Here is a 25,857-nt window from a genome sequence, read left to right as displayed (position 1 = left end):
CAGCGAGTTTTCACATGGCCAGCCGGTCGGGTTGCTCATTCTCAACGTACTTCTATATTGAAGGGGTTGTTCCTGCGAGCATCCCGATGGCCACCACCGACCGACTGATCATTTGTGAGCATTGCGATGCGGTGTACGAGCCGGTTGTGCTGGCCCCGCACCAGAAAGCCTCGTGCGTGCGCTGCCACGCGGTGATCCAGCGTTACAACGGCCTGAGCATCGAGCAGCGCCTGGCCCTGAGCGTTACCGCAGCGGTGCTCTGGGCGTTCGCCAACGTCTATCCGGTGATGAGCATTCGCCTTCAGGGCCTGAGCAACAGCGCCACGCTGTGGGACTCCATCGTCGCGCTGAGCCTGGGGCCGATTACCTTCATCGCCCTGGTCGCGGCGGTGGCGATCATCATTGCCCCAGCCTTTCAACTGACGCTCCTGATCTGGGTACTGGCCTACGCCTACGCCAACCAGCGGGCGCCGGGGTTCAACCTGTGCATGCGCAGCCTGGAAACCCTGCGGCCCTGGAGCATGCTGGAGGTGTGCCTGCTGGGCGCGCTGGTGGCGGTGATCAAGCTCGCCGGGTTGCTGGACGTGCTGCCGGGCATCGGCCTGTTCGCCCTGGCGGTCTTGAGCCTGTTGATGATCCGCATTGCCGGGCGCGATGTCCGCGACCTGTGGGACAGCCTGTGAACGGCAAGCCGCAGAACACTCCGCCAGAGGCTCGCGATCTGAACCTGTGCCTGTGCCACAGCTGCGGCCTGGCTTGCGACATGACCGACGAACCCGAGACATGCCCCCGCTGCGACGCCGCCCTGCATCGACGCAAACCCAACCCCATCACACGCACCTGGGCCTACATGCTCGCCGCGCTGGTGTTCTATATCCCGGCCAATCTCCTTCCGGTGATGAACACCCAGATGCTCGGTGACGGTGCCGACAGCACCATCATCAGCGGCGTCATCGAATTCTGGCAGAGCGGCGCCTGGGACATCGCCCTGATCATTTTCATCGCCAGCATCGCAGTGCCGGGCATCAAGTTCGTGGTACTGACCTTGCTGCTGGTCACAGTACAACGGCGCAGCATCTGGGCCCAGGTCCAGCGGGCGAAGCTGTACCGGCTGGTGGAAATCATCGGCTACTGGTCGATGCTCGACGTGCTGGTGGTCGCCCTGGTGGCGGCGCTGGTCAAGTTCCAGGCCCTGAGTGATATCGAACCGCGGCCGGGCATCCTGTTCTTCGGCCTCGTGGTGCTGTTCACCATGCTCTCGGCCATGAGTTTCGACCCCCGATTGATCTGGGACACCCAACCTTCCGAGGAGGTCATGGATGAAGTCGCAAGCCACTGACGGGCAGCAACCCACACCGGGTCGCGCCAATGTCACCACCCGCCGCTGGACGGTGTCGCTGGTCTGGATCGTGCCAATCATCGCGGTGCTGGTAGGGCTGTCCCTGGTGGTCCACAACTGGCTGCAGGAAGGCCCGACCATCACCATCACCTTCAAGACCGGCCAGGGCCTGACCGCCAACAAGACCCAGGTGAAATATCGCAACGTGGTCATCGGCCAAGTCACCGACGTGCAACTGAGCGCCGACCAGAAGAACGTCACCGCCACGGTCAAGCTGGCCAAGACGGCCGACACTTTCACTCACCAAGACTCGGTGTTCTGGGTCGTGCGACCGCGCATAGGGGCCGGCGGCATCTCGGGGATCGACACCTTGCTGTCTGGGGACTTCATCGGGGCCGACGCCGGTCAGTCGAAAGTGCGCGCCAAGTCCTTTACTGGCTTGGAGAACCCGCCCCCCATTACTTATGGCGAACCGGGCAAGCGCTTCACCTTGCATTCCCAGGACCTCGGCTCGCTGGACATCGGCTCGCCGGTGTACCTGCGCAAGATCCCGGTGGGCCAGGTGGTGTCCTATGCGCTGGACGCCGAGGGCAAAGGCGTGAACATCGACGTGTTCGTCAACGCACCCAACGATGTGTACGTCACCGAAAACACCCGGTTCTGGAATGTCAGCGGTGTGGACGTGAACGTCGGTGCCAACGGTTTTGCGGTGAAGACCGAATCACTTTCGGCGCTGCTGCTGGGCGGCATTGCGTTCCGGGCGCCGGAGTACAGCCCCAATGACACCCCCGCCAGCGAGGACAAGACATTCGAGCTGTTTGCCGACCAGCAGAGCGCCCTCGCCCCACCCGATGGCAAGGCGCAATACCTGGCTTTACGTTTCGATCAGGCACTGCGCGGATTGCGCGTCGGCGCGCCGGTCGAGTTCCTTGGCGTGGAAGTCGGCAAGGTGGTCGCCATCAACCTGGATTTCGATGAGAAGCAGCGCAGTTTTCCGGTCAACGTCGGTGTGGTGATCTACCCACAGCGCCTGGGCAAGGCCCATGAGAAACTGCTCAAGGCGCTCAATCACGACCCGGAGGACGAAGCGGCCTCCGCCCGCCTGATGGGCAGCTTCGTCGATCGGGGACTGCGTGCCCAGGCCCGCAGCGGCAACCTGCTGACCGGGCAGTTGTACATTTCGCTGGATTTCTACCCCAAGGCAGAAAAAGTCGCCTTCGACCCCGCCGCCCGGCCGGTCCGTATACCGACTATCCCGGGCAGCCTCCAACAATTGCAGGAACAACTGCAAGCGATGGTCGAGCGCATCAACAAACTGCCGCTGGAAAGCGTTGCCAACAACCTGAACGGCAATCTGGTGGAACTGCGCAAAGGCCTGGCCCAATTCAATAGCAAGACGCTGCCAAGCGTGCAAAACACCTTGCAGGACGTCAGCAAGACCCTGCAATCGGCCAACTCGACCCTGGCCGAAGACTCGCCGCAGCGTGAACAACTGACCCAGACCCTGGACGACCTGGGACGCATGTCACGTTCGCTGCGCGAGCTGTCCGACTACCTGAGCCGCCATCCCGAATCGCTGCTTCGCGGCCGTCCCAAGGACGCACCGGCGCAGAACCTCACCTTGCCGGTGACAGAATGACCACAGGAGCCCGCCCCATGCCGCTGACGCTGAAACTCACCCTGGTTGCCGTGGCACTGCTGCTCGGCGCCTGCCGCAGCGATCCCATTCACTATCACACCCTGAGCCCGGCCCAACCGGCCGGCCAGTCGCGCTCTGGCGTGGACATCCAGATCGAACAGGTGAGCGTTCCGCCCCAGGTGGATCGCACCCAGATCGTCATTCGCCAAGGCAACAGCGGGCTGGCGATCCTGGAAACGCAATGGTGGGGCGCCAGTCTGGCCGATGAACTGCACAGCAGCCTGGAGGAGCAACTGAACAACCCCGGTGCGCCGAAGCGGTTGCTGCGGGTCGACGTACAACGCTTCGACTCCATCCCTGGCCGTTATGCTCGCATGGACGTGCAATGGCGCCTGCGCAACCTGGGCAACGAAGCCCCTCCCCTCACCTGCCGCAGCAGCCTGCAAACTCCGGCGGCGGACAGCATCGATGCGCTGGTGACGGCACATCAGGACAATGTCCGGCAATTTGTCGGCCTGGTTGAGCAAGCCGCTTCGCGTAATGCCTGCCCTTGACTCACCCGGGCCAATGCAGCGACAGCACTGGTGCGATGCGCGGATGGTGGTCAATGCGCTCCAATAGCCCGTAGAACTCAGGACGGGCGCCTATCAGCGCCTCCCGCGTGCCGCTCCACTTGGAGATCACGGCGGCCAGGATATCCAGCGCACCCGGCTCGGCACCGCTGAGAAAAGGTCGGGCCGGGAACTGGTCGGCAAACAGCGCCCAGTTGCGATACAGCCGTTGCCGGGTGCCCGCGACCAATTGCTGCCGGGTTGCCTCGTCCGCATCGGCCAGCCAGCGTTCCGGAAAATCAATGATGCCGATGGGCGTATAGCAATTGGCGGCGATATAGACCAGGCCGCGTATGGCTTGTGCGCGCTGCGCGGGGTCATCAGGCAGCAACTTCGACTCTGGATAGGTCAGCCCGAGATGAATCAGGATCGCTGCGGCTTCGGTCAGCACCGAGCCGTCCGGCAACTGCAGGGTCGGAACCTGCTTCTGAGGGTTCAATGCCTCGAGTTCTTTCGCCGCGTCGCTGTCTTCGGTGGAATAGGCATCGATCCGGCGATAAGCCACGTCACATAGACGCAGGGCAATCTCCACCGCCGAAGAACCGGATTGGCTGTGGCCGAATAACTGATACATGAACTTGCCTCCAGCATAAGGGGTAGCCGGTAGAGCCCGCGGCCCCATCAGTGTTCCATCAAGCTGGCCGGTAGCGGACCAACGAGCTATCACTGCCGTCGATGTTCACCATCACGTCAATGAAGTTCTCTTGATAATCCCCCGGCGCAACAATGGCCCCACACAAACCAACAGCATCCCCGGAGCACACCATCATGAAACGCCAAATCATCCTCAGCGTCGCTTTCTCTGTCCTGGCCGCCAACGTATTCGCCGCCTCCTCCCAACCCGTCGTCGCCGAAGGCGGCTCTGATCGATTGATTGAAAATCGCGTTGCCGAAGGCGGTGCTGATCGCTTGCTGGAACGTCGCGTCGCTGAAGGTGGTTCCGATCGCCTGATCGAAAACCGTGTTGCCGAAGGCGGTGCTGATCGTCTGCTGGAACGTCGCGTCGCTGAAGGTGGCTCTGATCGCCTGATCGAAAACCGTGTTGCCGAAGGCGGTGCTGATCGTCTGCTGGAACGCCGCGTCGCTGAAGGTGGCTCTGATCGCCTGATCGAAAACCGTGTTGCCGAAGGCGGTGCTGATCGTCTGCTGGAACGTCGTGTTGCTGAAGGTGGCTCTGATCGCCTGATCGAAAACCGCGTTGCCGAAGGCGGTGCTGATCGTCTGCTGGAACGTCGTGTTGCTGAAGGTGGCTCTGATCGCCTGATCGAAAACCGTGTTGCCGAAGGCGGTGCTGATCGTCTGCTGGAACGTCGCGTCGCTGAAGGTGGCTCTGATCGCCTGATCGAAAACCGTGTATGAGTTGTTCAACCACAACGCTTCAATCGTCTGCCGAACCAGCCCCATCGCAATAAAAGCCCGGTCTCATCCACCGGGCTTTTTCATGGGCCAGGTTTACCTAGCGCCCCGCCGCCCGTGCCATGCACCGCTGATAACGCTCATCCACCCGCTTGGCAAACCACGCCGTGGTCAGCTTGCGAGTGATCTTCGGGCTCTTGAGCACGATTCCCGGCAATACCGCTCGCGGCAACCGCTTGCCCTCGGCCCGCTCAGCCAATTCGAACACGCGCTTGTAGAGCTTGCTGTCTTCGAACGCGAGACTATCACCCAGCTCCAACTGATCGCGAATGGTCGGGTTGCGCATCCCCAGCGACTTGCCCAACGTACGCACCGCCAGCTCCGTGCTGCCCGGCATGATGGAACCCGGCAGAATCAAATCCCCGTCCAGCGCCAGGGAAATGCCTGAGGCCCGGCTCACCGCATGCTGGAAAGCGGCGTTGCGACTGGCGTACCACCCGGCATTGAAATCGGCAAAACGATACAACGGCTCGGTATAGCTCACCGGATAGCCGAGCAAATGTGCGATACCGAAATACATCCCGCCACGACGACTGAACACTTCACGACGAATCGAGCCATCCACCGTGTAGGGATAGTCCCGGGCATTGTCCTGGGCAAAGGCGATGCTGACCTGCATCGGTCCGCCCGTGTGTACCGGATTGAAGCCGTCGAACAGCGTTTTGCCCAACGGCACCGTGCCGATGAAATCATCGAAAATCTCACTCAACGCCTTCTCGCTACGCGCCGCGTCGAGCCGGTCGCTGTAGCTCTTGCCGTTGGGCGAACGCACCTCCAGTGCGCCGCTGACCAACAACTGCGGAATGTGTACCTTCGCCGCACGGCGGTTGATCTCCTGCCGAGCGATCTTGCCCAGCCCCGGCACCGCCGGATCTGCCTGGAACGTCGATTCCTGTTCGGTCACAGCCAGGACCGCACAGATATTCTGCGTCGTGGTTGGGATCTGCTGAGCCGCGAAGGCCACATAAATGTCAGTCGCCCAACCTTCGCGATCCGCAGTCTTGGCCGGCAGCAACCGCACGATCTGCCTCTTGACCTCGGCGGGCTGGCGTTCAGGTTCCTGGACCTGGCGACTGCCACAACCGGCAAGAGCCAGCAATGCGGCGACGCTGATCATCAATCGATTGAGTTGCATGGTGCTCCATCAAGTCTGTTATTGCGGAGCAACCATACGATCAAAAGCGGGCACGGGCTATGGCCCGTCGTCCAGAGCACCGAAATGGCTGTGGGAAAGAACCGGTTCAACAGTCACCCGATACCTGATGTGGGAGCGGGCTTGCTCGCGAAGGCGTCAGCACATTCAACATCACCGCCACCTGATCCACCGCCATCGCGAGCAAGCTCAGCTCCCACAGGGATCTGGGTGAACGTCGGATGTGTGAACACCCGCTCCCAGCGAAAACCCAGCGCTGATCAGATCCCGCTCAACGCCAGGTCCATCGCAAAGTAAGTGAAGATCAGGTCTGCCCCCGCCCGCTTGATCGCGCCAAGGCTTTCGCGCACTACGCGGGCTTCGTCGATGGCGCCGGCCTGGCCGGCGAATTTGATCATCGCGTATTCGCCGCTGACCTGATAGGCCGACAGCGGCAGGTTCGAAGCCTGGCGAATGTCGCGGATGATGTCGAGGTAGGCACCGGCCGGCTTGACCATCAGCGCATCGGCGCCTTCCTGCTCGTCGAGCAAGGATTCGCGCAGCGCTTCGCGACGGTTCATCGGGTTCATCTGATAGCTCTTGCGGTCGCCTTTCAACGCACTGCCGCCCGCCTCGCGGAACGGGCCGTAGAGCGCCGAGGCGAATTTGGTGGAATAGGCCATGATCGCCGTCTGGCTGAAACCGGCTTCGTCCAGGGCCCGGCGGATGGCCTGGACCTGTCCGTCCATGGCCGCGGACGGCGCAATCACATCGGCACCCGCGCGGGCCGCGGCCACGGCTTGCTTGCCGAGGTTGGCCAGGGTCCGGTCGTTGTCCACTTCGTGCCCGTGAAGTACGCCGCAATGGCCGTGATCGGTGTACTCACAGAAGCAAGTGTCGGACATCACGATCATTTCCGGCACCGCGTCCTTGCAAATCCCCGCCATGCGCGACACCAGGCCGCGCTCGTTCCAGGTATCGCTGCCGTCGCTGTCCAAATGATGGGAGACACCAAAGGTCATCACCGCCTTGATGCCGGCCCGGGCATAGCGCTCGATCTCACCGGCCAGTTTCGACTCAGGAATACGCACCACGCCCGGCATGCTCTTGATCGGCACGAAGTCATCGATTTCTTCTTCGACGAAAATCGGCAACACCAGGTCATTCAAGGTGAATTCGGTTTCCTGGAACAGGCTGCGCAGGCTCGCATTGCGGCGCAGACGGCGTGGACGTGCTTCGGGGAACTGGCTGGACATGGGACTCCTGGGCAAATGGGGCTCGATCACAGGGGGCAAAGCTTATGCCCTGGTCGACCAAGGCACAAACGCCGGCAGGAAAACAGAGTGTTACCGACCTGGCAATAATCCCCTTACAAGGTCAGCGAGCCATTGATGCAAGTCACCACCGCGCCACCAATCCACACCTCCTCCCCTATTTGCTCGACATGAATCTGCCCGGCCCGGCCCATGGTCAAGCCCTGGCTGACCACATAAGCCGAAGGCGCCACCCCCTTGGCCAGCATCCACTGCGCAAGCCCAGCGTTCAGGCTGCCGGTGGCGGGATCCTCGGGCATGCCATCGCCCGCAATGAAACCACGCACTTCAAACTGTGCCTCGTCGCCATCCACGGCCGGATCCCAAGGCGCGATCACGCCCACGGCCAGGTCGAGCAATTGATGATAATCAGGCTTGAGCGTCAGGACCTGCTGGCGATCCTTGAGCATCACCGCCAGCCAACCGGCGCCATTATCGACCCATTGCGCCTCGACAATCGCCTCGGTCTCCAGCCCAAGCCCCTTGCACACCCGCTCCAGCAGGTCGGCCTCCAGCGGTCCGGATTTGAGCAAGGGCGGCGCCAGGAATGCCAACCCGTAATCGCTGCGGCGAATTCTGACCAGGCCGACGCCACATTCCTGCACGATCTCCAGCCCTTTCGGCACGCCTCCGGCTTCGAGCCAGGCGTGGCAACTGCCCAAGGTCGGGTGACCGGCAAACGCCAGCTCGGTCGAGGTGGTGAAAATACGCACCCGGTAATCGGCCTCCGGATGCTGCGGCGCCAGCAGGAACGCGGTTTCGCTGAGGTTGGTCCAGTTGGCAAAAGCGCCCATGCGCTCGCCACTGAGCTCATCCGCGCCAAACACCACTGCCAGCGGATTCCCCTTGAGCGGCACGTTGCTGAACACATCCAGTTGTTTGAAATCGAATCGGCTGGCCATCGGCTCATTCATTCCGGAATCTTCAAGCCGCGTACCACCGCCGGTCGCGCCAGAAAGCGCTCCAACACCCGCGTCACATTGGGGAAGTCCTGGATACCCACCAGATCACCGGCCTCATAAAACCCGATCAAGTTGCGCACCCAGGGAAACGTGGCGATGTCAGCGATGGTGTAGCGCTCGCCCATGATCCAGTCCCGTCCTTGCAGGCGACCGTCGAGCACCTTGAGCAGGCGCTTGCTTTCCTCGACATACCGATCGCGAGGCCGTTTGTCTTCGTAGTCCTTGCCGGCAAACTTATTGAAGAATCCCAACTGCCCGAACATCGGCCCGATCCCGCCCATCTGGAACATCAGCCACTGGATCGTCTCGTAGCGCGCCGCCGACTCCTGAGCCAGCAACTGACCACTCTTGTCCGCCAGATAAATCAGAATCGCCCCCGACTCGAACAACGCCAACGGCTGATCCCCCGGCCCATGAGGATCGAGAATCGCCGGGATCTTGTTGTTGGGGTTCAGGGAGAGAAACTCGGGAGACAGCTGATCGTTGCTGCCGAAATCCACTTTGTGGGGCTCGTAGGGCAGGCCGATCTCTTCCAGCATGATCGAAACCTTGACGCCGTTGGGGGTTGGCAGGGAGTAGAGCTGGAGCCATTCAGGGTATTGGGCGGGCCATTTTTGGGTGATGGGGAATGGGGTCAGGTCGGGCATGGGGGCAAGCTCGGCGATTAAGGAAAGGCCTGAGAATAATCCAAGACGTGCGGGACAACATCACAAGCACGTCACGGGATTCACACTACCCCTTCTTAATTTCGCAACATCCTGTCGCTAACATTCGACTCACCTCCAGACAGGAGGCCTTACAGTGCACAGGATCAACCCCGATCGAACCAAAGGAGCTCAGGAGACTCTGAGCAATGCCCCCGAGGAATCGAAGCGGCGTAACGACAGGGAAAAACACCCCGGGCCAAAAGCTCTGCGGTGCCAAGGTTTGTCAGCCTTAATCGAGAGTGCTGAAGAATATTTATTCGATGATGAACCCACTGAATTTCGCCAGACGCTTCAAACACCGTTCGTGGCTGATGCTGCCGACGCTGCTTGTGGTCTGTGGCCTGGGGCTATTGCTGGAATCCAGCATCAGCCGCGCCCAGCCAGCCGACGGCACCCAGACCCTGGTGTTCCTGCGCCACGCCGAGAAGCCCGCCGGCGGCCTGGGCCAGCTCAATTGCCAGGGCCTCAACCGAGCCATCGACCTGGCTACCCTGCTGCCGGAAAAGTTCGGCAAGGCCGATTACGTGTTCGCGGCGAACCCGACTCGCAATGTCGAAGAGGGTGAGCTGGATAACTCCTACAGCTACATTCGCCCGCTGATGACCATCAGCCCCAGCGCCATCAAGCTCGGGTTGCCGGTGAACATCAACTTTTCGGCCAACGACACCAGCGATCTGGCTGACGAGTTGCTGGACGACAAGTACCACAACTCCACCATCTATACCGCCTGGTCCCATGGCTACCTGCCGGAACTGATCAATAAAGTTGCCGGTGAAGCGGTGGGCAAAGAGCAGACCATCACCGCCGACTGGGCATCCGGGGACTTCGACTCGCTGTATGTGCTGACCTTGACCTGGCACAACGGCAAGGCCAGCCTCAGTAGCCAGAGTTACAAGCAAGGGTTGGACAATGGCAAGGAAGCCTGTCCAACGTAATCAGTCGGTATTCCCTGTGAGAGCGGGCTTGCTCGCGAAAGCGGTGGGTCAGTTGGCGTTGATGTCGACTGGGGCACTGCCTTCGCGAGCAAGCCCGCTCCCACAGGAGTTGACGGTGGATACCCAATCCGTGATCACCCTCCCCGCCCCGCTCGCTCTCGCAAATACTCCAACACCGCCGCCCGCTCCCCGGCAAACTCGATGCGCAGGCCCTTCTTTTCCCGCTGGAACACGTACATCGGGTCGTAATATTCACGCAACAAGCCTTCGATCCAGCCGCGATGCAAGTCGACGGCGCCGCTATGGGCCTGCTCGGCCAGGGCGGCTTCCAGGATGTTCATCAAGCGCCGGTGACGGTCGCCGCCCAGACGCTTGTGGATGTTGTCCAGGCTCGCCAGCAATCGCTCGGAAAACAGTGAGAAGCCCTCGTCGCCATGTACGGCAATGAACTCGGCGCACAGGTTGATGACGTAATCGCGCAGGATCCGCTCGACCCGCTGCTCCACGCTGTCTTCAAGCCAGACCATCGGCACCTGCTGCATGCGCTGGAACAACGGCAGCGGCAAGGCGCAGCTGCCGACCATGCGGCTTTCATCTTCGAGTACAAATTGCTCGATACCAGCGGCGCGCTTCTTCAGCACGTCCACCGCCAGACGGTTCTCGAAATCGATGTTGGAAGGCTGCCCGGTGGCGCGTTTGCCGAAGCTTGAGCCGCGATGGTTGGCATGGCCTTCCAGGTCCAGGCTATTGCCCAACTGGATCAGCACTTCGGTCTTGCCGGTACCGGTCATGCCACCCAACAGCACCAGGTCACATTGACTGGCCGCCTGCTCGACGGTGTCCAGCAAGAATGTGCGCATGGCCTTGTAGCCGCCACCGACCCTGGGGTAGTCGATGCCCGCTTCGTCCTTGAGCCATTGCTGGACGATCTGTGAACGCAAGCCACCGCGAAAGCAATACAGCACGCCGTCCGGATGGGTTTGGGCGAACTCGCTCCAGGCCTGAATGCGTTGCGCCTTGGTCTCGCCGGACACCAGTTGATGCCCCAGGACGATGGCTGCTTGTTGACCCTGCTGTTTGTAGCAGGTGCCGACGCGTTGCCGTTCGCTGTCGGTCATCAGCGGCAGATTGACCACGCCAGGGAAGGCGCCCTTGAGAAATTCAATCGGCGCGCGGGTGTCCATCATCGGCCGGTCATTGAGGAAGATGTCGCGGTAATCGGTGATGTCATTGGCCATCAAGACACCTCGACCGCGTAGGTCTGTCGCTCGACCAGTTCGCCAATCGGCTCCAGTGTGAGGCCCAGTTCAGCGGCAACCGCAAGGAACTCCGCCTCGCCTTGCGCCGTGACAGCGATCAGCAGGCCACCACTGGTCTGTGGGTCGCACAGCACGCGCTTGTGCAGTTCCTGAAGCCGACCAACCTTGCTGGCGTAGCTGTCGTAGTTGCGCAACGTGCCGCCCGGCATACAGCCCAGGTCCAGGTAGTACTCGACGCCCGGCAGGCGCGGCACCGCGTCGTAGCGGATCCGCGCCGTCAGTTGGCTGCCGTCGGCCATTTCCACCAGGTGCCCGAGCAGGCCAAAACCGGTGACATCGGTCATCGCCGTCACGCCGTCGAGCTTGCCGAAGCGACTGCCGGGTTTGTTGAGGGTGCACATCCAGTCACGGGCGAGGCCAACGTCGGCGGCGCGCAGTTTGCCTTTCTTTTCTGCGGTGGTGAGGATGCCGATGCCCAGGGGCTTGGTCAGGTACAAGCGGCAGCCCGCGGTGGCGGTGTCGTTGCGTTTCATGTGGCGCTTTTGCACCAGACCGGTGACCGCCAGGCCGAAAATCGGCTCAGGCGTATCAATCGAATGCCCGCCGGCCAGGGGAATGCCCGCCTCGTCGCACACCGAACGACCGCCGCGTATCACCTCCCGGGCAATCTCCGGAGCCAGGACATTGACCGGCCAGCCGAGAATCGCAATCGCCATCAGCGGGTCACCGCCCATGGCGTAGATGTCGCTGATGGCATTGGTGGCGGCGATGCGGCCGAAATCGAAAGGATCATCGACAATCGGCATGAAAAAGTCGGTGGTCGAGACCACCCCGCGCTCCTCATCGATGGCGTATACCGCTGCATCGTCACGGGAGGCATTGCCGACCCACAGCTTCGGGTCAAGGTTCTGCGCGCCGCTGCCGGCCAGAATCACTTCCAGCACCTGGGGCGAAATCTTGCAGCCGCAACCGGCGCCGTGGCTGTACTGCGTCAGGCGAATCGGCTCGCTCATGGGCATACCTCTTGTCAGTCAAGTTGACCGAGTCTACCAGCAACGCCAGTCGCCCAGTGCCACGGCACGATGGGTGCCCGCCACACACCCTGCCACCCTTTGGTGCCCCTTCGCGCAACAACGTGAACATCCGGTGCGCGCCACCTGATCAAAAGGACAGGAAAAAAGCCTCAACCCCCTATTTTTCAAGCAAGTACGAAAAACTGGTATGAGAACTGCAAACGTTTGCGCAATCGATCGAATTCTCCAGGTCGGGTACTTTTTCAATCACGGAACACAGGCTTCGGCCTGCACGAACAAGGACTTTCCATGCATTTCACTTCCCGGTGTTGCGCCGCGCCTGGCGTATTTGCAGGCGCCCTGCTACTGACCGCCGTTACCGCACTACTCAGCCCCACGACCCAAGCCCAGACAACCGATGCGTCCGCCCAGGGCGAAGCCCTCAGCCCTGACGCCACCCCCTCGAAAAAAGGTGCCTATCTGTCGGACTGGTACAACCAGGACCTGACGATCATCGGCAGCAAGGACATCAGTTTCGGCCCGCAACCGGCCGACGATGTCTACCTGGAATATGAGTATTTCGGGCGCAAGGGGCCGTTCGAGTTGTATGGCTACATCGACATCCCGAAGATCTTCAACATCGGCAACAGCCACGACAAAGGGGTGTGGGACCACGGCTCGCCGGTGTTCATGGAGCACGAACCACGCATTTCCATCGACTACCTGGCGGGCCGCAGCCTGGCCGTCGGGCCGTTCAAGGAATGGTATGTGGCGTTCGACTGGATCTACGATCACGGCAGCAACTCCGCCAATCGCGCCAATACCTTGTACAGCGGCCTGGGCACCGATATCGACATCCATTCGCGGGTCAATCTGTCGGCCAACTTCTACGGGCGGTATCAGTGGGAAAACTACGGCGCCAGCAATGAGTATTCCTGGGACGGCTACCGCGCCCAACTCAAGTACATCGTGCCCATCAGCCAGTTCAGCAACGGTGCTTCGCTGACGTACATCGGCTTCACCAACTTCGATTTCGGTTCAGACCTGCATAAAGACAACCCGGCTCGCACGGCCAACGCCACGGTCGCGACCAACGTCTTGCTGTACTCCTTCACGCACCTGCGCTTCACGCTGGTGGGCCGTTACTTTCACAACGGCGGCAACTGGCAGGACGGCAGTGAACTTAACTTTGGCGACGGCAACTTCCGCGCCCGCTCAGATGGGTGGGGCTACTACGCGGGGGTTGGCTATCAATTCTGAGCGAGCCCGTGCCTGTAGCAACACCCACTTCGAATCCATGGAGGTCACCAATACATGATCAATCGCCTGTTTACTTCCATCAGCCTGGCCAGTACTGCGCTGTTCTGCGCAACCGCAGGGGCCGCACCGCCGTATCAACCCAAGGTCATGCTGATCACAATGTTCGCCCCCGAGGCGCAGAACTGGATCGAACGCCTGCAGCTCAAGAATGAGATCCGCATACCAGGGCTGTCCGCTGAATATCCGACTATCCGCTGCAATACCGAGCGGGTCTGCCTGCTGATCACCGGCATGGGCCAGACCAACGCCGCAGCCTCGACACTGGCCCTGGCGCTCTCGCCAACCGTCGACCTGCGCAAAAGCTATTTCCTGGTGGCCGGGATCGCCGGGATCAACCCGCACCACGGCACCCTCGGTACGACGGCCTGGGCCCATTACCTGGTGGAGTTCGGTACCCAGTGTGAATTGGATTCGCGAGATGTACCCAAGGAATGGCCCACCGGCTACCTGGGCATCAACACCAAGGGGCCGAATGAGAAGCCGCCGCTGGACTACAAGACCGAAGTCTTCGAACTCAACCCGGCGCTGCAAGCCAAGGCATTTGCGCTCAGCCAGAACGTGACCTTGGCTGAAAGCAAGGAGTCAGCCGCCTGGCGCTTGAAATATCCGTATGCACCGGCCAACCAGCCACCGGTGGTAACCCGCTGTGACACCCTGGCCGGCAACACCTGGTTCTCCGGTACGCGCCTGAGCGAACGCGCCGAAGTCTGGACCCGCCTGCTCACGGATAACAAAGGCGTCTACTGCACCACCCAACAGGAGGACAATTCCACCTACGAGGCCTTGCTGCGAGCCAGCCGCGAAGGTCGGGTGGATATCAACCGGCTGGCCGTGCTGCGGGCCGGCTCGGACTTCGACCGTCCCGAACCCGGCGGCAACGAAGTGGACAACCTGCTCAAATACGCTGACCAGGGCGCGTTCGTTCCTGCACTGGAAAACCTCTTCCGCACCGGCAACCCGGTGGTGCAGGACATCGTGAAAAACTGGTCGGTGTGGAAAGACGGAGTGCCTGCTTTGTGATCTATCGAAGCCCACGTCACAGGAAATGTGCAGGGGTGGTGAGCTAATTTCTATAGCTCACCCGATGGAATTTTCCATTCCAGGCAGGATCACTTGAACATCCACCGAGCGTCCCCAGGAGACCGCCGATGCACATGCCCCTTGCTGCCGACAGCACTCACTTCTATTACGGCCTGGACGCGCTGCTTGGGCACCAGACCCAAAATGCCACTTGCCAATTCGACGTCAAACGCTTCGACGACGCCGAACCGCCATGGTTCGTACTGCACGTACGCCCACCGATGCCGGACGACCTGGATAAAGCCCAGATCGTAGTATTCAGCGCCGAAGGCCGGCAAACCAGTGGCATCGTCCGAAGCACCGAGCGCCTGGACGATGGCAGCCTGCGACTGAACGTCGAAAGCAACTGAGACCTTCAGGCCTGCTGCGCATTGCTGCGATACATGAACACCAGCGCCAGCGCCAGGCAGGCCATGGCCAGGACCCGGCTACTGGACAACTCGATGGCCGGGTTGCCCAGCCAGCCGAAGTTGTCGATCAACATGCCCATGCCCAATTGCCCGACGATCACCGCCACCGTGGCCACGCCAGTCCCCACCCGCGGCACCGCACCGACCATCACCATCATGTAGACGACACCGAACAACGCACCGCTGAGCTGCCATTTCGGCACATCCAGCAAAGTGACAGCGTGGGCCGGTTCGAAAAACACGATCAGCAACCCGGTGGTCACAGTGCCCACCGTAAACGTCAGCAGGCTGCTGCGCAGCACACCGACCGTCTGGCCCAGGCGGCCGTTGATAGCCGCCTGCACGCTCAACACCGCACCCGCAGCGACGACCACCAGCAATAAAATAAACAGACTCATATTCAACCTCGGGCAATCAGGACAAGGGCCACGACGATCAGTGCCAACGCCAGCCAACGTTCGCCGTTGACCCGCTTGCGGCTCGCACCGAACCAGCCGAAATGGTCGATCAACACACTTTTGCCCACCTGGCCGGAAAGGATCGCGACCATGGTCATGGCGATGCCGATGTGGGGTGTGGCAAGCGTCAGCACCACCACGTAGACGGGCCCCAGGAAACCGCCGATCAGTTGCCAACGCGGCAGCTCATTCAAGGCCGGGCCTTGTTGCCGACCGCTGAGCAGTAACAGCAGGAAGAGAATCGCCGAGCCGACGCCAAAAATGCTCAGGGTGGCCCACAAATGCCCGACCTGGCCCCCGAGCGGCCCCAGCAGGCCGGCCTCGACCGACAAGCCCATACCGGCCAGGATCACCAGGGGCAGCAATAGCCAACGCAAGAACGACCGCGGTGGGGTGGCAACCGCCACCGGGCCGGCCTCGTTCAATGAGGAAACCTGCATAGTCATAACCTGTTTGGAAAAGGATGGCCGGTATTATCGGCTGGTGCCTCTGTGCGATAAATGGGAGTATTCCGACAACACTTTTGCGTAATTCGCACAGGACAGCCGCCCCATGCACGGCCTCAATGAACTTGGCTTCAAGGCGCTTCGCTTGTTTGTCGCGGTGCTCGATCACGGCAGTTTCTCGGAGGTCGCACGGCGCGAAGGCCTGGCTCCGTCATCGATTTCCCGACAGATCCAACTGATGGAGCAGGCCCTGAACCAGCAGTTGCTTTATCGCCACACCCGCGCCGTGTCCCCCACCGAAGCCGGCCGCCTGCTGGGTCATCACGCGCGGCTGCTACTGGTGCAATTGGAAGAAGCCGAACAAGCCTTGCAGGAACAACACAGCGAGCCCTCCGGGCTGGTACGGATCAACGCCCCGGTGGTATTCGGCCAGCGCCACCTGACGCCGTGGCTGGGACAGTTGTGCGAGCGCTACCCGAAGCTGCAACTGGAGATCCAGCAGACCGACAGTTATGTCGACCCACTGCAAGAAGGCGCCGACCTGCTGTTTCGCATCGGCCCGTTGCATGACTCAGGCATGCAGGCGCGGGTCCTCGCCCCCCACCGTTTCCAGATCGCGGCCAGCCCCGCTTACCTGGCTCGCCACGGCGCGCCGCTCAAACCCCAGGATCTGGCGGCTCATCAATGCCTGGCCTACAAAGGCGTGACCGGCCAGCAGCGCTGGTTCTTCCGCCGTCCGGGCCAGGCCTGGACACCCTACAGCGTCAAAGGCCCGATCACCGGCAACCACGCCGACACCTTGACCCAGGCCGCCGAACAAGGCCTGGGGTTGGTGATGTTTCCGTCCTGGCTGATCGGCGAAGCGCTGCGCAACGGCACGCTGGTCCCGGTACTGCAGGATTACCAGGCCTCCAACAGCCTCGAACCCCAACAGATCGCCATCCTCTGGCCCGGCAGCCGACGCCTATCCGTGAAGGTCCGCACGGTGATCGATTTCTTCCTGGAATGTTTTGGCGAAGTGCCCTACTGGGATCGCTGACCGCAGTGTGGTGCTCAGTCAACTGGACCAGGTTCATTGACCGCCACCAGCACCTCCACGGTTCCGGCGCGCACGGTAGGGCCGAGGTCAGCCATACGTTCGGTCAGGCTGCGGGTGGATGACCTGGGCGTGGAGGTGCTAACGTGACGACTCCCCTCCGACAAGGTTGATCGCGTGCTGTTGCTCAAACTGCTGGTGATTCCCGCTTTCCTGCTGTTGATTTCGCTGGCGGGCAGGCGTTGGGGACCGAGCGTGGCCGGTTGGCTGTCGGGATTACCGGTGGTGGTGGGGCCCATTTTGCTGTTCCTGGCCCTGGAGCAAGGCGAGGTGTTCGCCGCGCAATCGGCGACTGCGGCGCTGGCGGCTATGTTTGCGATGATTGCTTTCTGCGTGGTGTACGCCCGGGTTGCCCAGCATCGCACCTGGCCCTGGGCACTGGCCGTCGCCCTAGGCGTCTGGGCCTTGGTGGCGCTGGTGCTGTCCCGGTTACCCGCTTCGCTGCCATTGTCCAGCCTGATCGCCATGGTCGCCCTCGTGGCGGCGCCTTATCTGTTCCCGGCAGTCCGGCCAGTCATGAACGGCCCGGCGCCCAAGTCTGACAAACTGCTGCTGCGCATGATCGCCGGCGCGCTGTTGACCCTGACAGTGACCTTGCTGGCCAGCACCGTCGGCGAACGCTGGAGTGGACTGCTGGCCGTCTTTCCGGTGCTGGGCAGCGTCATGGCCGTATTCTCCCAGCAAACCCGGGGGCCGGCCTTCACTGCGGCGCTGCTGCGGGCCACAGCCACCGGCATGTACTGCTTCGCCGCCTTCTGCCTGACCGTGGCCGTCGCCCTGCCGTTATTCGGCATGCCGGCCTTCATCCTGGGCATCGCGGTATCGGTGACCATGCTCGGCGTGACCCGCTGCTTGCTGGTGCGCACCGCGGCCCCCGTGGCGATCACCCCCGCCACCACGCCGCCGCCAGCAAAATGACCGCCCCGTCCGCCTCCATGCTGGAGTCAGATGCCATGCCCATGGGATGATCGGCGTCCAAGCGCGACCATCCGTGGAGAGTTTCATGTCATTGCTGAGTAAACACGCCACCGCCCTGTTGCTGACGGCCATCGCCAGCCTGATCATGGCGCCGGCCCATGCGGCCCAGCCGAAAACCACCGGCGATGCGCCGGCGCAGAAGGTTTCGATGCTGGGCGGCAAGTTCGTCTTCACCTTGCCCAAGGGCTTCACCGCGACATCGCTGCCCGCCGGTGAAGTCGCCCAGGGCACAGCCGGGGCAACGGGCACGATGTACAGCAATGCCACCCGTAAAACCGTGGTGATCGCGGCTGAAAACACCATCGTCAACGGCACGAATGTGAAGGACAACGACAATGCCTTTCTCGATACCACCTTCGCTGACTTCGCCGTTCAGAAAACCAAGGCCCTGCCGGATGCCAAGATCCTGGGCGAAAAAAGCCTGACCCAAAAAGGCACCGGCCTGGGTCTGCGCCAGCTCGACACCAGCGCCACCCAGGGCGGCGGGCCAACCCTCGACACCACGTTGATAGGTGCCTCCGGCACCCGCATGGCGGTGGTACAGGTCATCTCCCGGGCCAGTGACAAGGCCGGTCATGAGGCATTGGTGAAACAGATCGCCAGCGGTCAGTAAGCCCCCCGGAACCTGTGGGAGCCGAGCTTGCTCGCGATGGCGTCGGCACATCCAACGCAGCCTAGGGATTGAGTCGCTCCAGCCAGGCCCGTAGATCCTGCACCTCCTGCGCACTGATGTTATGGCCAAGGCCCAGGTAGGCATGGAATTCCGGTTCCAGCGCCAGGGTCTTGAGGAATGTGTTGGCCTCGGTGCCGTCGTGGTAGGGAATGACCGGATCTACCGTGCCATGGCCGATGAACACCGCCAGTGCCCGACGTGCCTCGTTGGGTGTCAGCTCGCTGCGTAGCACCGACAGGACCCGCCCCCCCATCGCAGCAATGCCGCCCACGGCTTCGGGGTGTCGCAGGGCTATTTCGTAGCTCATCATCGCGCCCTGGCTAAAGCCCACCAAGTAAACCTTGCTCGCGTCGGTCGAGTATTTGGTGCGGGCTTTCTCGATGAAATCCAGCAGCAACTGGCCGCTGGCCTTCAGGTCCGCGGGGTCGCCGTCATAGGCCCCCTCGCCCTGCTTGGCAAACCACTGGTAACTTCCCTGCTCCATGGTCTTCGGGGCCCGCACCGAGAGGTAGTTGTAGTGCCGGGGCAACTCGTCCTTGAGGTCGAACAAGTCCTGCTCGTTGCTGCCGGAACCATGCAGGAAGATCACCAGCGGTCGGTTTTTAGCTTGCTCATCGACCTGGGCCAGGTAGTTGAGCGGCAAGTCGGTGTGCAGCGAGGGTTGGGCCTGCAACCCGGACGAGACCAGCAATAGAAACAGGGCGAGCGCTTTAAACATCAATCTTCCTCCATCGTTCGATAGCCGCACGGCAAAGACCGTGCGCTGAGGTAGACAGCACTTATCAGTCGTTGCTCAATTTCCCGCTCCGAATCGGTTCACGCCCGGCGACTTTCGCCTGCCAGATTCCCGGTTGGGTGTAGCGCCCACGGTCCAGGGCGAACAACACGCCAGGGGTGCCGGCCCGGACGGTGGTGACGCGGTCGCTGAGCGGATCGACCACTTCGAACAACGGATCGCCCTGCTCCACCCATTCCCCCGCTTCGCGCAGGAAACTCACGACACCATGGTGCGGCGCGAACAGATACTCAGTGCCTTCGAACGGAAAACCTTCGCAGCATTGAGTGGGTGCGCACGGCCAATCGCCACTGATGAAGCCCTGCTCAGCGAGGAATCCGAGAATCGCTTCGCAATTGGCCTGGGCTTGCTCTACCCGGGTGTCGCCCATGCTGCCCAGCTCCAGCGTTGTCGCCAGGTTGGCCAGCGGGATCGCCGCCTCGGGAAAGGTCTTGGCCAGGCGCAACCAGGGCGTGGAACACGACTCGTCAAACGAACTGCCGCCGGAATCTTCGCACAGCAACGCGACACCGGCTTTCAGCCGTGCTGCCAGGGAGCGCCACTGTGGCCAGTGTTGCGGCAAGGCATACAAGTGGATAGCCGCCTCGAAATCGCAATGCAGATCCAGGGTCACATCAGCGTCGCAGGCATGCTTGAGCAACAGACGGTGCAGCCCTTCGAGTTGTGAAGGCGGTGCTGGCAGATCATCAAGGACCTGGGCCATGGTCTGGCGAATCAGGGTGATATTGGCGGCCGGGTCGTCACCCAGGCGATCACCAATGCGTTGCGCCACCGGGGTACTGAGTTCGACGAAGGCGCGGTTGAAGTTCTTGCCGCTGCCCAACTCGAAACGTCCCATGTGGGCGCTTTGCAGGTGTTGGTCCAGGCCAATGGGGTTGGCCACCGGCACCAGCTCGATCACGCCCTTGAGCAAGCCCTGGGCCTCGAGGTCGTTGAGCCGCTGCTTCAGTTCCCAGGCGGTGCGCATGCCCGGCAACTCATCGGCGTGGAGGCTGGCCTGGATATAGGCCTTGCGCGGGCCATGGCCAAAACGAAACACACTGAGCCGGCGCTCGGTGCCCAGGTGGCTCCATGGCAGGGTATGGTCGATGCGTTGCATGAACTCTCCGGATGGCGGTATCTCGATAGGCGCAGGGTAAAACAATCGCCCATGAAAAAGGTGGCCGGCCGGGTCAACGGCGGGCCACCTTGGCGTCAGCGATTAATGCCCGTAGACGTCAAAGGCGAAGTATTTGTCCTGCACCTTCTTGTACGTGCCGTTGGCGCGGATTTCGGTGATGGCGGCGTTGAATTTATCGGCCAGGGCCTGATCACCCTTGCGCACCGCAATGCCGGCGCCGCCACCGAAATATTTCGGGTCTTCGTAGGTCGGGCCGACGAAGGCGAAGCCCTTGCCGGCGTCGGTTTTCAGGAAGCCTTCGTCAAGGTTGACCGAGTCGGCCAGCATGGCGTCGAGGCGACCGGCGACCATGTCCAGGTTGGCTTCCTGCTGGGAACCATAACGCACCAGGTTGATGCCCGCCGGCACCAGCACTTCAGTGGCGAAACGGTCGTGGGTACTGGCCCGCAGCACACCGACTTTCTTGCCCTTGAGTTCGGTCAGCGGGTCCTTGACGTCGGCGCCCTCCTTCATCACGAAACGCGCCGGGGTGTGGTAGTACTTGATGGTGAAATCGACGTTTTTCTTGCGATCGTCGGTGATGGTCATGGACGACAGGATCGCGTCGATTTTCTTCACTTTCAGTGCCGGAATCAGGCCATCGAATTCCTGCTCGACCCAGGTGCACTTGACCTTCATCTGCGCACAGAGCGCATCGCCGATATCGACATCGAAGCCGGCCAGTTTGCCGTCTGGGGTTTTCATCGAAAAAGGTGGGTAACCGGCTTCGATCCCGAGACGGATCGGCTTGGCCTCTTCGGCCACGGCCGACAGGGACAATACGGACAGTGCCAGGGCACCGAACATGGCTAGTTTGTTCATTTTTGCTCCTGAGTGCGCAGGGATTTTATTAGCGATTATTGGCAGATTCGTAGGCAGCGTTCAGTCAGTAAAAACCGAAGTGGCCGGGAGTCTAGAGGGGCACCCAGGAGGGAAATTGTGTTGAGGCGACAAATAGTTATGAAAATAAACAGGCTTTCCCAAGGACAAGTGATTTGCGAAAAACCTGACAGGTAAACCCCTGTGGCGAGGGAGCTTGCTCCCTCGCCACAAAAGCCTGGTTACAGAAGAGAATCAGCAATCGCAGCTGATCGCCTCATCCGCCATGCGCTCCACCAGGCCGGTCAGGCGAAAGCCTTCATCGAGCCAACCCATGACGCCACCGATCATTTCCTTGACCGGGTAACCCAAGGTCGCCAGACGGACCGCCGCCTTGTTCGCGCCATTGCAGTGCGGGCCTGCACAATACACCACGAACAACGTGCTCTTGGGATAGGCCTCCAGCGCCTGGGCGGTAAGCGTACGGGTCGCCAGGTTGATCGCCCCAGGCACATGCCCGCGCTCATAAGCCAAGGGCCCACGCACATCCACCAGCACAAAATCGAGTTCGCCAGCCTGTTGGCTGGCGTGAACGTCGGAACAATCGGTTTCGAATGTCAGACGCCGACTAAAATGCTGCAGGGCGATCTCGGACGGGGCAGCAGGCACTTCGCGAACCAGACTGGTCATCGGGGTGTACTCCAGGGTAGATGAGGGCGTGAGCAGACTTTATCCGTCCGCCGCTTACCGCTACAGTGGCGCACAAGACACTCTGTGGGAATTTTCCGCCAAATGCAGCCTACTCCCGGCCTGGTCGCGATCCTCGCTTATGACGGCTTATGCACGTTCGAATTCGGCGTTGCCGTCGAGATCTTCGGATTGGAGCGGCCCGAATTCGATTTCCCCTGGTACCAGCATCGCATCGTCGCCGTCGATGACGGCCCAATGCGCGCCATGGGCGGCTTCCAGGTATTGGCCGATGGCGGCATGGAGTTGCTCGAAACGGCTCGAACCATTGTCGTGCCAGGTTGGCGTAGCCGCAACGAGCCACCGCCTCCGGCCTTGCTCGAGGCACTGCGCCGCGCCCATGGCCGAGGCGCGCGCCTGCTGTCGATCTGCTCCGGGGCCTTCGTCCTGGCAGCCGCCGGGCTGCTGGATGGGCTGGGGGCCACGACCCACTGGCGCTACACCGACGAACTGGCGGATAGCTTTCCCGCCATCCGGGTAGACCCGCACGTGTTGTATGTGGATTCAGGACAAGTCATCACCTCGGCCGGCAGCGCCGCAGGCATCGATGCCTGCTTGCATCTGGTAGCACGGGATTATGGCGTCCAGGTCGCCAACAGCGTGGCGCGCCGGCTGGTGATGTCACCGCAACGCACGGGCGGCCAGGCGCAGTTCATTCCGTCGCCGGTCAGCCGAACGCCACGCAGCGATCTGTCGAGCGTCATGCAATGGGCCCGCGAACGCCTGCACAAACCCCTTGGCGTACGCGAACTGGCCAGCCAGGCGGCCATGAGCGAACGGACCTTTTTGCGCCACTTCACCCAAGCCTGCGGCCTGTCGCCCAAGGCCTGGCTGCAACATGAACGCCTGGCCAGGGCTCGCGAATTACTGGAGAGCACTGAAGACAACACCGACAACATTGCGCAGTTGTGTGGCTACCGCTCGGTGGAAAGCTTTCGCGTGGCGTTTCGCAGCGTAGTGGGGTTGGCGCCGTCGGTGTATCGGGAGCGGTTTGGGCGGGGGTGAAAATGCAAAGACACCTGGCAACTTCACACCCCGTGGCGAGGGAGCAAGCTCCCTCGCCACGGTTCGGTTTAAGTCATCAGTCAGGGTTTACGCAGCAAATAACTATCCATGATCCACCCATTCGCCTGCCGCGCGGCCTTGCGGGTGGCTTCGATGTCATCGGCCACATCCCCCAGCCGGCCAGCAATGAGGATTTCATCCGGTGTGCCGACATAGGCGCCCCAGTAAATGTGCGTATCCGGGTCGCTCACCTGGCGATACGCATCTTCGGCATCGAGCATCACCACCACGCTTGAAGCATCGCCCACCTGCCCTGCCGCCAATCGGCGGCCAGTGGTGATTTCCAGCGAACCGCCAATGTCGTTCAGCGCCACCTTGTGCCGGGCGGCAAGGGCCTGGACACTGGTGATGCCAGGAATCACCTCGAACTCAAAGGCGCAGCGGCCGGCATCGACAATCGCCTGCAGGATGCGCACGGTGCTGTCGTACAACGCCGGATCACCCCACACCAGAAAACCAGCGCACTCGCCATCGGACAGTTCGTCATTGATCAACCGTTCGAAAGTGGCCTGCTTCGCTCGGTTCAGCTCTTCGACGCTGGCGGCGTAGTCCAACTCGCCGCGTTGGCGTTCGGGGCTGTAGGCTTCGACGAAACGGTAAGTGCGATCAACGATGTAGCGCTGACAGATTTCGCGGCGCAAATCCATCAGTTTGCTCTTGGCGGGCCCTTTATCCATGAGGAAAAACACGTCCACCCGATTCAAGGCTTTCACCGCCTGCATCGTCAGGTAGTCCGGATCGCCGGCGCCGATGCCGATGACAGATAACGTCTTCATGCCTGCGACTCCTGGGCGCGCAATCGCCACACCCCGTTGAAACGCAACTCCATGGCCGACAGCGGTTCGATGTCGATCCGGTGGAACGTGGTTGCCGGGCAGTGCAATACATTCATCAGGGCCGCACGGATCACGAATGGGTGGGTGACGGCCAGCAGATGTCCCGGCTTGTCTTGCAGGCTGGTCAACCAGTCGCCGACACGGCGACACAACCGGGCAACGGATTCGCCGCCATGGGGGGCCGCCTCAGGATCGTCGAGCCAGGCTTGCAGTTGTTGCGGTTCAGTCGTGAACACCTCGTCGATGGACAAACCACGCCAGCGACCCAAATCGCAATCGGCCAGGGCCTGGACGACCTGGGGCTCTGCGCCGAACAACACAGCCGTCTGGCGAGTGCGCAGTTCTGGCCCGCAGAGCAGTTGCCGGACATTTCGATAGCCGTGGCCGGCCTCTGGACGCTGCGCCAGCCAGCCAGCATCCAGCGGCTCTTCCAGGCCAAAGCGCGCCTGTTTCTGGGCAACGGTGCGGGCGTGGCAAATCAGGGTCAGACGGGTTGCTTGCACGCGGGATACTCAGGCAATCGGTGGGCGGGAGACTAGTCCTTTTCTTGTACAGCACCTTATATGAAATCAAATAACTGAGACAAAAAGGCGTTTTATCTGACACCAACTGAAGCGCCGACTGACATATCCACTCCAGACAACTAAGCCCAAGTCCTACAGGGGTTTCGTACCATCATTGAACATTTTAAACAGAACGTAAAAACCACTGGACATGTAGCACCAGCTACATAAATACTATTTTCAGGAGTTATGAAAGAAATCCAACACCCCATCCAGGCAAGGAGCACGGATGCCGCCTCTCAGAGACCTGATCACCGATCCCGGCCTGGTTTTGACGCCGTCGGAACGCAAGGTCGTACGCGCCCTGCTCGATCACTATCCACGCAACGGCCTGGGCCCGATGTCGCGTCTGGCGGACCATGCCGGCGTCAGCGACCCGACCATCGTGCGGCTGGTAAAAAAGCTCGGATTTGGCGGTTACGCCGAATTCCAGGATGCGCTGCTCAGTGACATGGACCACCGCCTGCGCTCGCCTCGCACGCTGTTGCAACCGCGGGCCAAATTGCCGCAAGGCGATACCTGGAGCCAGTACCTGGCGGCCAGCCAACGCACCCTCAACGACACCCAGGCCCTGACCCAACCCGAAGACGTGCGCATTCTCGTGCAGTGGCTGATCGACAGCCGCCACCAGGTGCATTGCTTTGGTGGGCGCTTCAGCAGCTTTCTTGCCCACTACCTGCTCAACCACTTGCGCCTGTTGCGGGCAGGCTGTTTTGCCCTGGAAGACAACGCCCAGTTGCCCGACCGACTGTTCGACGTGCAGCGCCAGGACGTGGTGCTGATCTTCGATTATCGCCGCTACCAGGCCCAGGCCCTGCGTGTGGCCAGCGCGGCCAAGGCTCGCCACGCCCGGGTCGTATTGTTCAGCGACGTCTATGCCTCGCCATTGCGAGAGCTGGCCGACCTGATCATCAGCGCTCCGGTGGAATCGGTCTCAGCCTTCGACAGCCTGGTGCCGGCGCTGGCCCAGGTCGAAGCGCTGATCGCCTGCATGACCCTGCAATGCCCTGACCTGGCCGAGCGCCTGGAGGGTATCGACGCCTTGCGCGCGGAATTCAGCACGCACCTGTTGGAGGAAAAATAAG

Annotated in this window: 29 protein-coding genes; 14 read left to right on the top strand and 15 right to left on the bottom strand. The window is 61.5% G+C overall.

Annotated elements, in window-relative coordinates:
* Positions 1–86 precede the first annotated feature (86 nt).
* The 4 genes from EPZ47_RS10235 to EPZ47_RS10220 are packed head-to-tail and all read left to right on the top strand — an operon-like array spanning position 87 to position 3,532.
* A complete protein-coding gene (locus tag EPZ47_RS10235; protein WP_135844653.1) occupies positions 87–683 on the top strand; it encodes a paraquat-inducible protein A in 597 nt (198 codons plus the stop codon).
* Positions 680–1,339 (top strand): paraquat-inducible protein A, encoded by a 660-nt coding sequence (locus EPZ47_RS10230; protein ID WP_135844652.1) that lies wholly within the window; start codon positions 680–682, stop codon positions 1,337–1,339. Before EPZ47_RS10235 ends, EPZ47_RS10230 begins: the two co-directional genes overlap by 4 nt.
* Positions 1,320–2,978 (top strand): PqiB family protein, encoded by a 1,659-nt coding sequence (locus EPZ47_RS10225; protein ID WP_135844651.1) that lies wholly within the window; start codon positions 1,320–1,322, stop codon positions 2,976–2,978. Before EPZ47_RS10230 ends, EPZ47_RS10225 begins: the two co-directional genes overlap by 20 nt.
* A 17-nt stretch (positions 2,979–2,995) precedes the next feature.
* Positions 2,996–3,532: a PqiC family protein gene (locus EPZ47_RS10220; RefSeq protein WP_135844650.1), complete on the top strand. Its 537-nt coding sequence runs from the start codon at positions 2,996–2,998 to the stop codon at positions 3,530–3,532.
* Between the two features lies 1 nt (position 3,533).
* Here the strand turns inward: EPZ47_RS10220 and EPZ47_RS10215 are convergent, their stop codons facing one another.
* Positions 3,534–4,163 carry a glutathione S-transferase family protein gene (locus EPZ47_RS10215; protein ID WP_135844649.1) on the bottom strand — a complete coding sequence of 210 codons (630 nt, stop codon included), beginning with the start codon at positions 4,161–4,163 and terminating at the stop codon, positions 3,534–3,536.
* 194 nt (positions 4,164–4,357) lie between these two features.
* Here EPZ47_RS10215 and EPZ47_RS10210 point away from each other — a divergent pair, with 194 nt between their 5' ends.
* The gene (locus EPZ47_RS10210) at positions 4,358–4,948 is read left to right on the top strand and encodes a phage infection protein (protein WP_135844648.1); all 591 of its coding nucleotides are present in this window, start codon (positions 4,358–4,360) and stop codon (positions 4,946–4,948) included.
* A gap of 97 nt (positions 4,949–5,045) precedes the next feature.
* Here the strand turns inward: EPZ47_RS10210 and EPZ47_RS10205 are convergent, their stop codons facing one another.
* From EPZ47_RS10205 to EPZ47_RS10190, 4 genes are all read right to left on the bottom strand, one after another.
* Entirely contained in the window at positions 5,046–6,140 is a 1,095-nt protein-coding gene (locus EPZ47_RS10205) for a DUF1615 domain-containing protein (protein WP_135844647.1), read from the bottom strand.
* Between the two features lie 278 nt (positions 6,141–6,418).
* Positions 6,419–7,393, bottom strand: a complete 975-nt coding sequence (gene hemB / locus EPZ47_RS10200) for a porphobilinogen synthase (RefSeq protein WP_135844646.1) — start codon at positions 7,391–7,393, stop codon at positions 6,419–6,421.
* A gap of 113 nt (positions 7,394–7,506) precedes the next feature.
* Positions 7,507–8,352, bottom strand: a complete 846-nt coding sequence (locus tag EPZ47_RS10195) for a PhzF family phenazine biosynthesis protein (RefSeq protein WP_135844645.1) — start codon at positions 8,350–8,352, stop codon at positions 7,507–7,509.
* An 8-nt stretch (positions 8,353–8,360) separates the two neighbouring features.
* Positions 8,361–9,059, bottom strand: a complete 699-nt coding sequence (locus tag EPZ47_RS10190) for a glutathione binding-like protein (RefSeq protein WP_135844644.1) — start codon at positions 9,057–9,059, stop codon at positions 8,361–8,363.
* A gap of 320 nt (positions 9,060–9,379) precedes the next feature.
* On the opposite strand from EPZ47_RS10190, the gene EPZ47_RS10185 reads away from it, so the two are divergent.
* Positions 9,380–10,054 (top strand): histidine phosphatase family protein, encoded by a 675-nt coding sequence (locus tag EPZ47_RS10185; RefSeq protein WP_135844643.1) that lies wholly within the window; start codon positions 9,380–9,382, stop codon positions 10,052–10,054.
* A 134-nt stretch (positions 10,055–10,188) separates the two neighbouring features.
* Here EPZ47_RS10185 and mnmH read toward each other — a convergent pair whose 3' ends face one another.
* Together mnmH and selD are read right to left on the bottom strand one after the other, a co-directional pair.
* A complete protein-coding gene (mnmH, locus tag EPZ47_RS10180; RefSeq protein ID WP_135844642.1) occupies positions 10,189–11,292 on the bottom strand; it encodes a tRNA 2-selenouridine(34) synthase MnmH in 1,104 nt (367 codons plus the stop codon).
* Complete coding sequence (gene selD, locus EPZ47_RS10175) at positions 11,292–12,326, bottom strand: selenide, water dikinase SelD (protein WP_135844641.1); 1,035 nt, start codon at positions 12,324–12,326, stop codon at positions 11,292–11,294. The genes mnmH and selD overlap by 1 nt, the downstream gene beginning before the upstream one ends.
* A gap of 309 nt (positions 12,327–12,635) precedes the next feature.
* Here selD and EPZ47_RS10170 point away from each other — a divergent pair, with 309 nt between their 5' ends.
* The 3 genes from EPZ47_RS10170 (at position 12,636) to EPZ47_RS10160 (ending at position 15,076) form a co-directional block, all read left to right on the top strand.
* On the top strand, positions 12,636–13,586 hold the full coding sequence (locus EPZ47_RS10170; RefSeq protein WP_135844640.1) for a nucleoside-specific channel-forming protein Tsx: 951 nt from the start codon (positions 12,636–12,638) through the stop codon (positions 13,584–13,586).
* A gap of 54 nt (positions 13,587–13,640) precedes the next feature.
* Positions 13,641–14,666, top strand: coding sequence for a purine-nucleoside phosphorylase (locus EPZ47_RS10165; RefSeq protein WP_135844639.1), 1,026 nt, complete (start codon positions 13,641–13,643; stop codon positions 14,664–14,666).
* A gap of 128 nt (positions 14,667–14,794) precedes the next feature.
* Positions 14,795–15,076, top strand: coding sequence for a hypothetical protein (locus tag EPZ47_RS10160; RefSeq protein WP_135844638.1), 282 nt, complete (start codon positions 14,795–14,797; stop codon positions 15,074–15,076).
* A gap of 5 nt (positions 15,077–15,081) precedes the next feature.
* Here the strand turns inward: EPZ47_RS10160 and EPZ47_RS10155 are convergent, their stop codons facing one another.
* Positions 15,082–15,534, bottom strand: a complete 453-nt coding sequence (locus tag EPZ47_RS10155) for a DMT family transporter (protein WP_135844637.1) — start codon at positions 15,532–15,534, stop codon at positions 15,082–15,084.
* 2 nt (positions 15,535–15,536) lie between these two features.
* A complete protein-coding gene (locus EPZ47_RS10150) occupies positions 15,537–16,034 on the bottom strand; it encodes a DMT family transporter (protein ID WP_135844636.1) in 498 nt (165 codons plus the stop codon).
* 112 nt (positions 16,035–16,146) lie between these two features.
* Here EPZ47_RS10150 and EPZ47_RS10145 point away from each other — a divergent pair, with 112 nt between their 5' ends.
* From EPZ47_RS10145 to EPZ47_RS10135, 3 genes are all read left to right on the top strand, one after another.
* Entirely contained in the window at positions 16,147–17,079 is a 933-nt protein-coding gene (locus EPZ47_RS10145; RefSeq protein ID WP_135844635.1) for a LysR family transcriptional regulator, read from the top strand.
* Positions 17,080–17,253: 174 nt separating this feature from the next.
* On the top strand, positions 17,254–18,054 hold the full coding sequence (locus tag EPZ47_RS10140; protein WP_135844634.1) for a hypothetical protein: 801 nt from the start codon (positions 17,254–17,256) through the stop codon (positions 18,052–18,054).
* Positions 18,055–18,139: 85 nt separating this feature from the next.
* The gene (locus tag EPZ47_RS10135; RefSeq protein ID WP_135844633.1) at positions 18,140–18,727 is read left to right on the top strand and encodes a DcrB/PsbP domain-containing protein; all 588 of its coding nucleotides are present in this window, start codon (positions 18,140–18,142) and stop codon (positions 18,725–18,727) included.
* 61 nt (positions 18,728–18,788) lie between these two features.
* On the opposite strand, the gene EPZ47_RS10130 is transcribed toward EPZ47_RS10135, so the two are convergent.
* The 4 genes from EPZ47_RS10130 to EPZ47_RS10115 form a co-directional block, all read right to left on the bottom strand.
* Complete coding sequence (locus EPZ47_RS10130) at positions 18,789–19,505, bottom strand: alpha/beta hydrolase (protein ID WP_135844632.1); 717 nt, start codon at positions 19,503–19,505, stop codon at positions 18,789–18,791.
* A 64-nt stretch (positions 19,506–19,569) separates the two neighbouring features.
* Positions 19,570–20,682, bottom strand: a complete 1,113-nt coding sequence (locus tag EPZ47_RS10125; protein ID WP_135844631.1) for a M14 family metallopeptidase — start codon at positions 20,680–20,682, stop codon at positions 19,570–19,572.
* A 102-nt stretch (positions 20,683–20,784) separates the two neighbouring features.
* The gene (locus tag EPZ47_RS10120; protein ID WP_135844630.1) at positions 20,785–21,564 is read right to left on the bottom strand and encodes an ABC transporter substrate-binding protein; all 780 of its coding nucleotides are present in this window, start codon (positions 21,562–21,564) and stop codon (positions 20,785–20,787) included.
* Between the two features lie 252 nt (positions 21,565–21,816).
* On the bottom strand, positions 21,817–22,251 hold the full coding sequence (locus EPZ47_RS10115; protein WP_135844629.1) for a rhodanese-like domain-containing protein: 435 nt from the start codon (positions 22,249–22,251) through the stop codon (positions 21,817–21,819).
* A gap of 102 nt (positions 22,252–22,353) precedes the next feature.
* Between EPZ47_RS10115 and ftrA the strand changes: the two genes are divergently transcribed.
* Positions 22,354–23,313, top strand: coding sequence for a transcriptional regulator FtrA (gene ftrA / locus EPZ47_RS10110; RefSeq protein ID WP_135844628.1), 960 nt, complete (start codon positions 22,354–22,356; stop codon positions 23,311–23,313).
* 80 nt (positions 23,314–23,393) lie between these two features.
* On the opposite strand, the gene cobF is transcribed toward ftrA, so the two are convergent.
* Positions 23,394–24,149, bottom strand: coding sequence for a precorrin-6A synthase (deacetylating) (cobF, locus tag EPZ47_RS10105; RefSeq protein ID WP_135844627.1), 756 nt, complete (start codon positions 24,147–24,149; stop codon positions 23,394–23,396).
* Entirely contained in the window at positions 24,146–24,712 is a 567-nt protein-coding gene (locus tag EPZ47_RS10100; RefSeq protein WP_135844626.1) for a histidine phosphatase family protein, read from the bottom strand. Before EPZ47_RS10100 ends, cobF begins: the two co-directional genes overlap by 4 nt.
* A 289-nt stretch (positions 24,713–25,001) precedes the next feature.
* Here EPZ47_RS10100 and EPZ47_RS10095 point away from each other — a divergent pair, with 289 nt between their 5' ends.
* A complete protein-coding gene (locus EPZ47_RS10095) occupies positions 25,002–25,856 on the top strand; it encodes a MurR/RpiR family transcriptional regulator (protein ID WP_135844625.1) in 855 nt (284 codons plus the stop codon).
* The last annotated feature ends 1 nt before the right edge of the window (position 25,857 follow it).

The organism is Pseudomonas viciae, assembly GCF_004786035.1.
Classification (GTDB): Bacteria; Pseudomonadota; Gammaproteobacteria; order Pseudomonadales; family Pseudomonadaceae; genus Aquipseudomonas; species Aquipseudomonas viciae.
This window is presented reverse-complemented; position numbering and strand designations above follow the sequence as displayed.

Coding starts and splice junctions, on each gene's coding strand:
- EPZ47_RS10190 (WP_135844644.1), bottom strand. CDS start 9,059: ATGCCCGACCTGACCCCATTCCCCATCACCCAAAAATGGCCCGCCCAA.
- EPZ47_RS10235 (WP_135844653.1), top strand. CDS start 87: ATGGCCACCACCGACCGACTGATCATTTGTGAGCATTGCGATGCGGTG.
- EPZ47_RS10095 (WP_135844625.1), top strand. CDS start 25,002: ATGCCGCCTCTCAGAGACCTGATCACCGATCCCGGCCTGGTTTTGACG.
- EPZ47_RS10225 (WP_135844651.1), top strand. CDS start 1,320: ATGAAGTCGCAAGCCACTGACGGGCAGCAACCCACACCGGGTCGCGCC.
- EPZ47_RS10165 (WP_135844639.1), top strand. CDS start 13,641: ATGATCAATCGCCTGTTTACTTCCATCAGCCTGGCCAGTACTGCGCTG.
- EPZ47_RS10125 (WP_135844631.1), bottom strand. CDS start 20,682: ATGCAACGCATCGACCATACCCTGCCATGGAGCCACCTGGGCACCGAG.
- EPZ47_RS10155 (WP_135844637.1), bottom strand. CDS start 15,534: ATGAGTCTGTTTATTTTATTGCTGGTGGTCGTCGCTGCGGGTGCGGTG.
- EPZ47_RS10135 (WP_135844633.1), top strand. CDS start 18,140: ATGTCATTGCTGAGTAAACACGCCACCGCCCTGTTGCTGACGGCCATC.
- EPZ47_RS10120 (WP_135844630.1), bottom strand. CDS start 21,564: ATGAACAAACTAGCCATGTTCGGTGCCCTGGCACTGTCCGTATTGTCC.
- EPZ47_RS10145 (WP_135844635.1), top strand. CDS start 16,147: ATGCACGGCCTCAATGAACTTGGCTTCAAGGCGCTTCGCTTGTTTGTC.
- EPZ47_RS10210 (WP_135844648.1), top strand. CDS start 4,358: ATGAAACGCCAAATCATCCTCAGCGTCGCTTTCTCTGTCCTGGCCGCC.
- mnmH (WP_135844642.1), bottom strand. CDS start 11,292: ATGGCCAATGACATCACCGATTACCGCGACATCTTCCTCAATGACCGG.
- EPZ47_RS10220 (WP_135844650.1), top strand. CDS start 2,996: ATGCCGCTGACGCTGAAACTCACCCTGGTTGCCGTGGCACTGCTGCTC.
- EPZ47_RS10160 (WP_135844638.1), top strand. CDS start 14,795: ATGCACATGCCCCTTGCTGCCGACAGCACTCACTTCTATTACGGCCTG.
- EPZ47_RS10170 (WP_135844640.1), top strand. CDS start 12,636: ATGCATTTCACTTCCCGGTGTTGCGCCGCGCCTGGCGTATTTGCAGGC.
- EPZ47_RS10195 (WP_135844645.1), bottom strand. CDS start 8,352: ATGGCCAGCCGATTCGATTTCAAACAACTGGATGTGTTCAGCAACGTG.
- cobF (WP_135844627.1), bottom strand. CDS start 24,149: ATGAAGACGTTATCTGTCATCGGCATCGGCGCCGGCGATCCGGACTAC.
- EPZ47_RS10215 (WP_135844649.1), bottom strand. CDS start 4,163: ATGTATCAGTTATTCGGCCACAGCCAATCCGGTTCTTCGGCGGTGGAG.
- EPZ47_RS10115 (WP_135844629.1), bottom strand. CDS start 22,251: ATGACCAGTCTGGTTCGCGAAGTGCCTGCTGCCCCGTCCGAGATCGCC.
- EPZ47_RS10205 (WP_135844647.1), bottom strand. CDS start 6,140: ATGCAACTCAATCGATTGATGATCAGCGTCGCCGCATTGCTGGCTCTT.
- ftrA (WP_135844628.1), top strand. CDS start 22,354: ATGCAGCCTACTCCCGGCCTGGTCGCGATCCTCGCTTATGACGGCTTA.
- selD (WP_135844641.1), bottom strand. CDS start 12,326: ATGAGCGAGCCGATTCGCCTGACGCAGTACAGCCACGGCGCCGGTTGC.
- EPZ47_RS10150 (WP_135844636.1), bottom strand. CDS start 16,034: ATGCAGGTTTCCTCATTGAACGAGGCCGGCCCGGTGGCGGTTGCCACC.
- hemB (WP_135844646.1), bottom strand. CDS start 7,393: ATGTCCAGCCAGTTCCCCGAAGCACGTCCACGCCGTCTGCGCCGCAAT.
- EPZ47_RS10130 (WP_135844632.1), bottom strand. CDS start 19,505: ATGTTTAAAGCGCTCGCCCTGTTTCTATTGCTGGTCTCGTCCGGGTTG.
- EPZ47_RS10185 (WP_135844643.1), top strand. CDS start 9,380: ATGATGAACCCACTGAATTTCGCCAGACGCTTCAAACACCGTTCGTGG.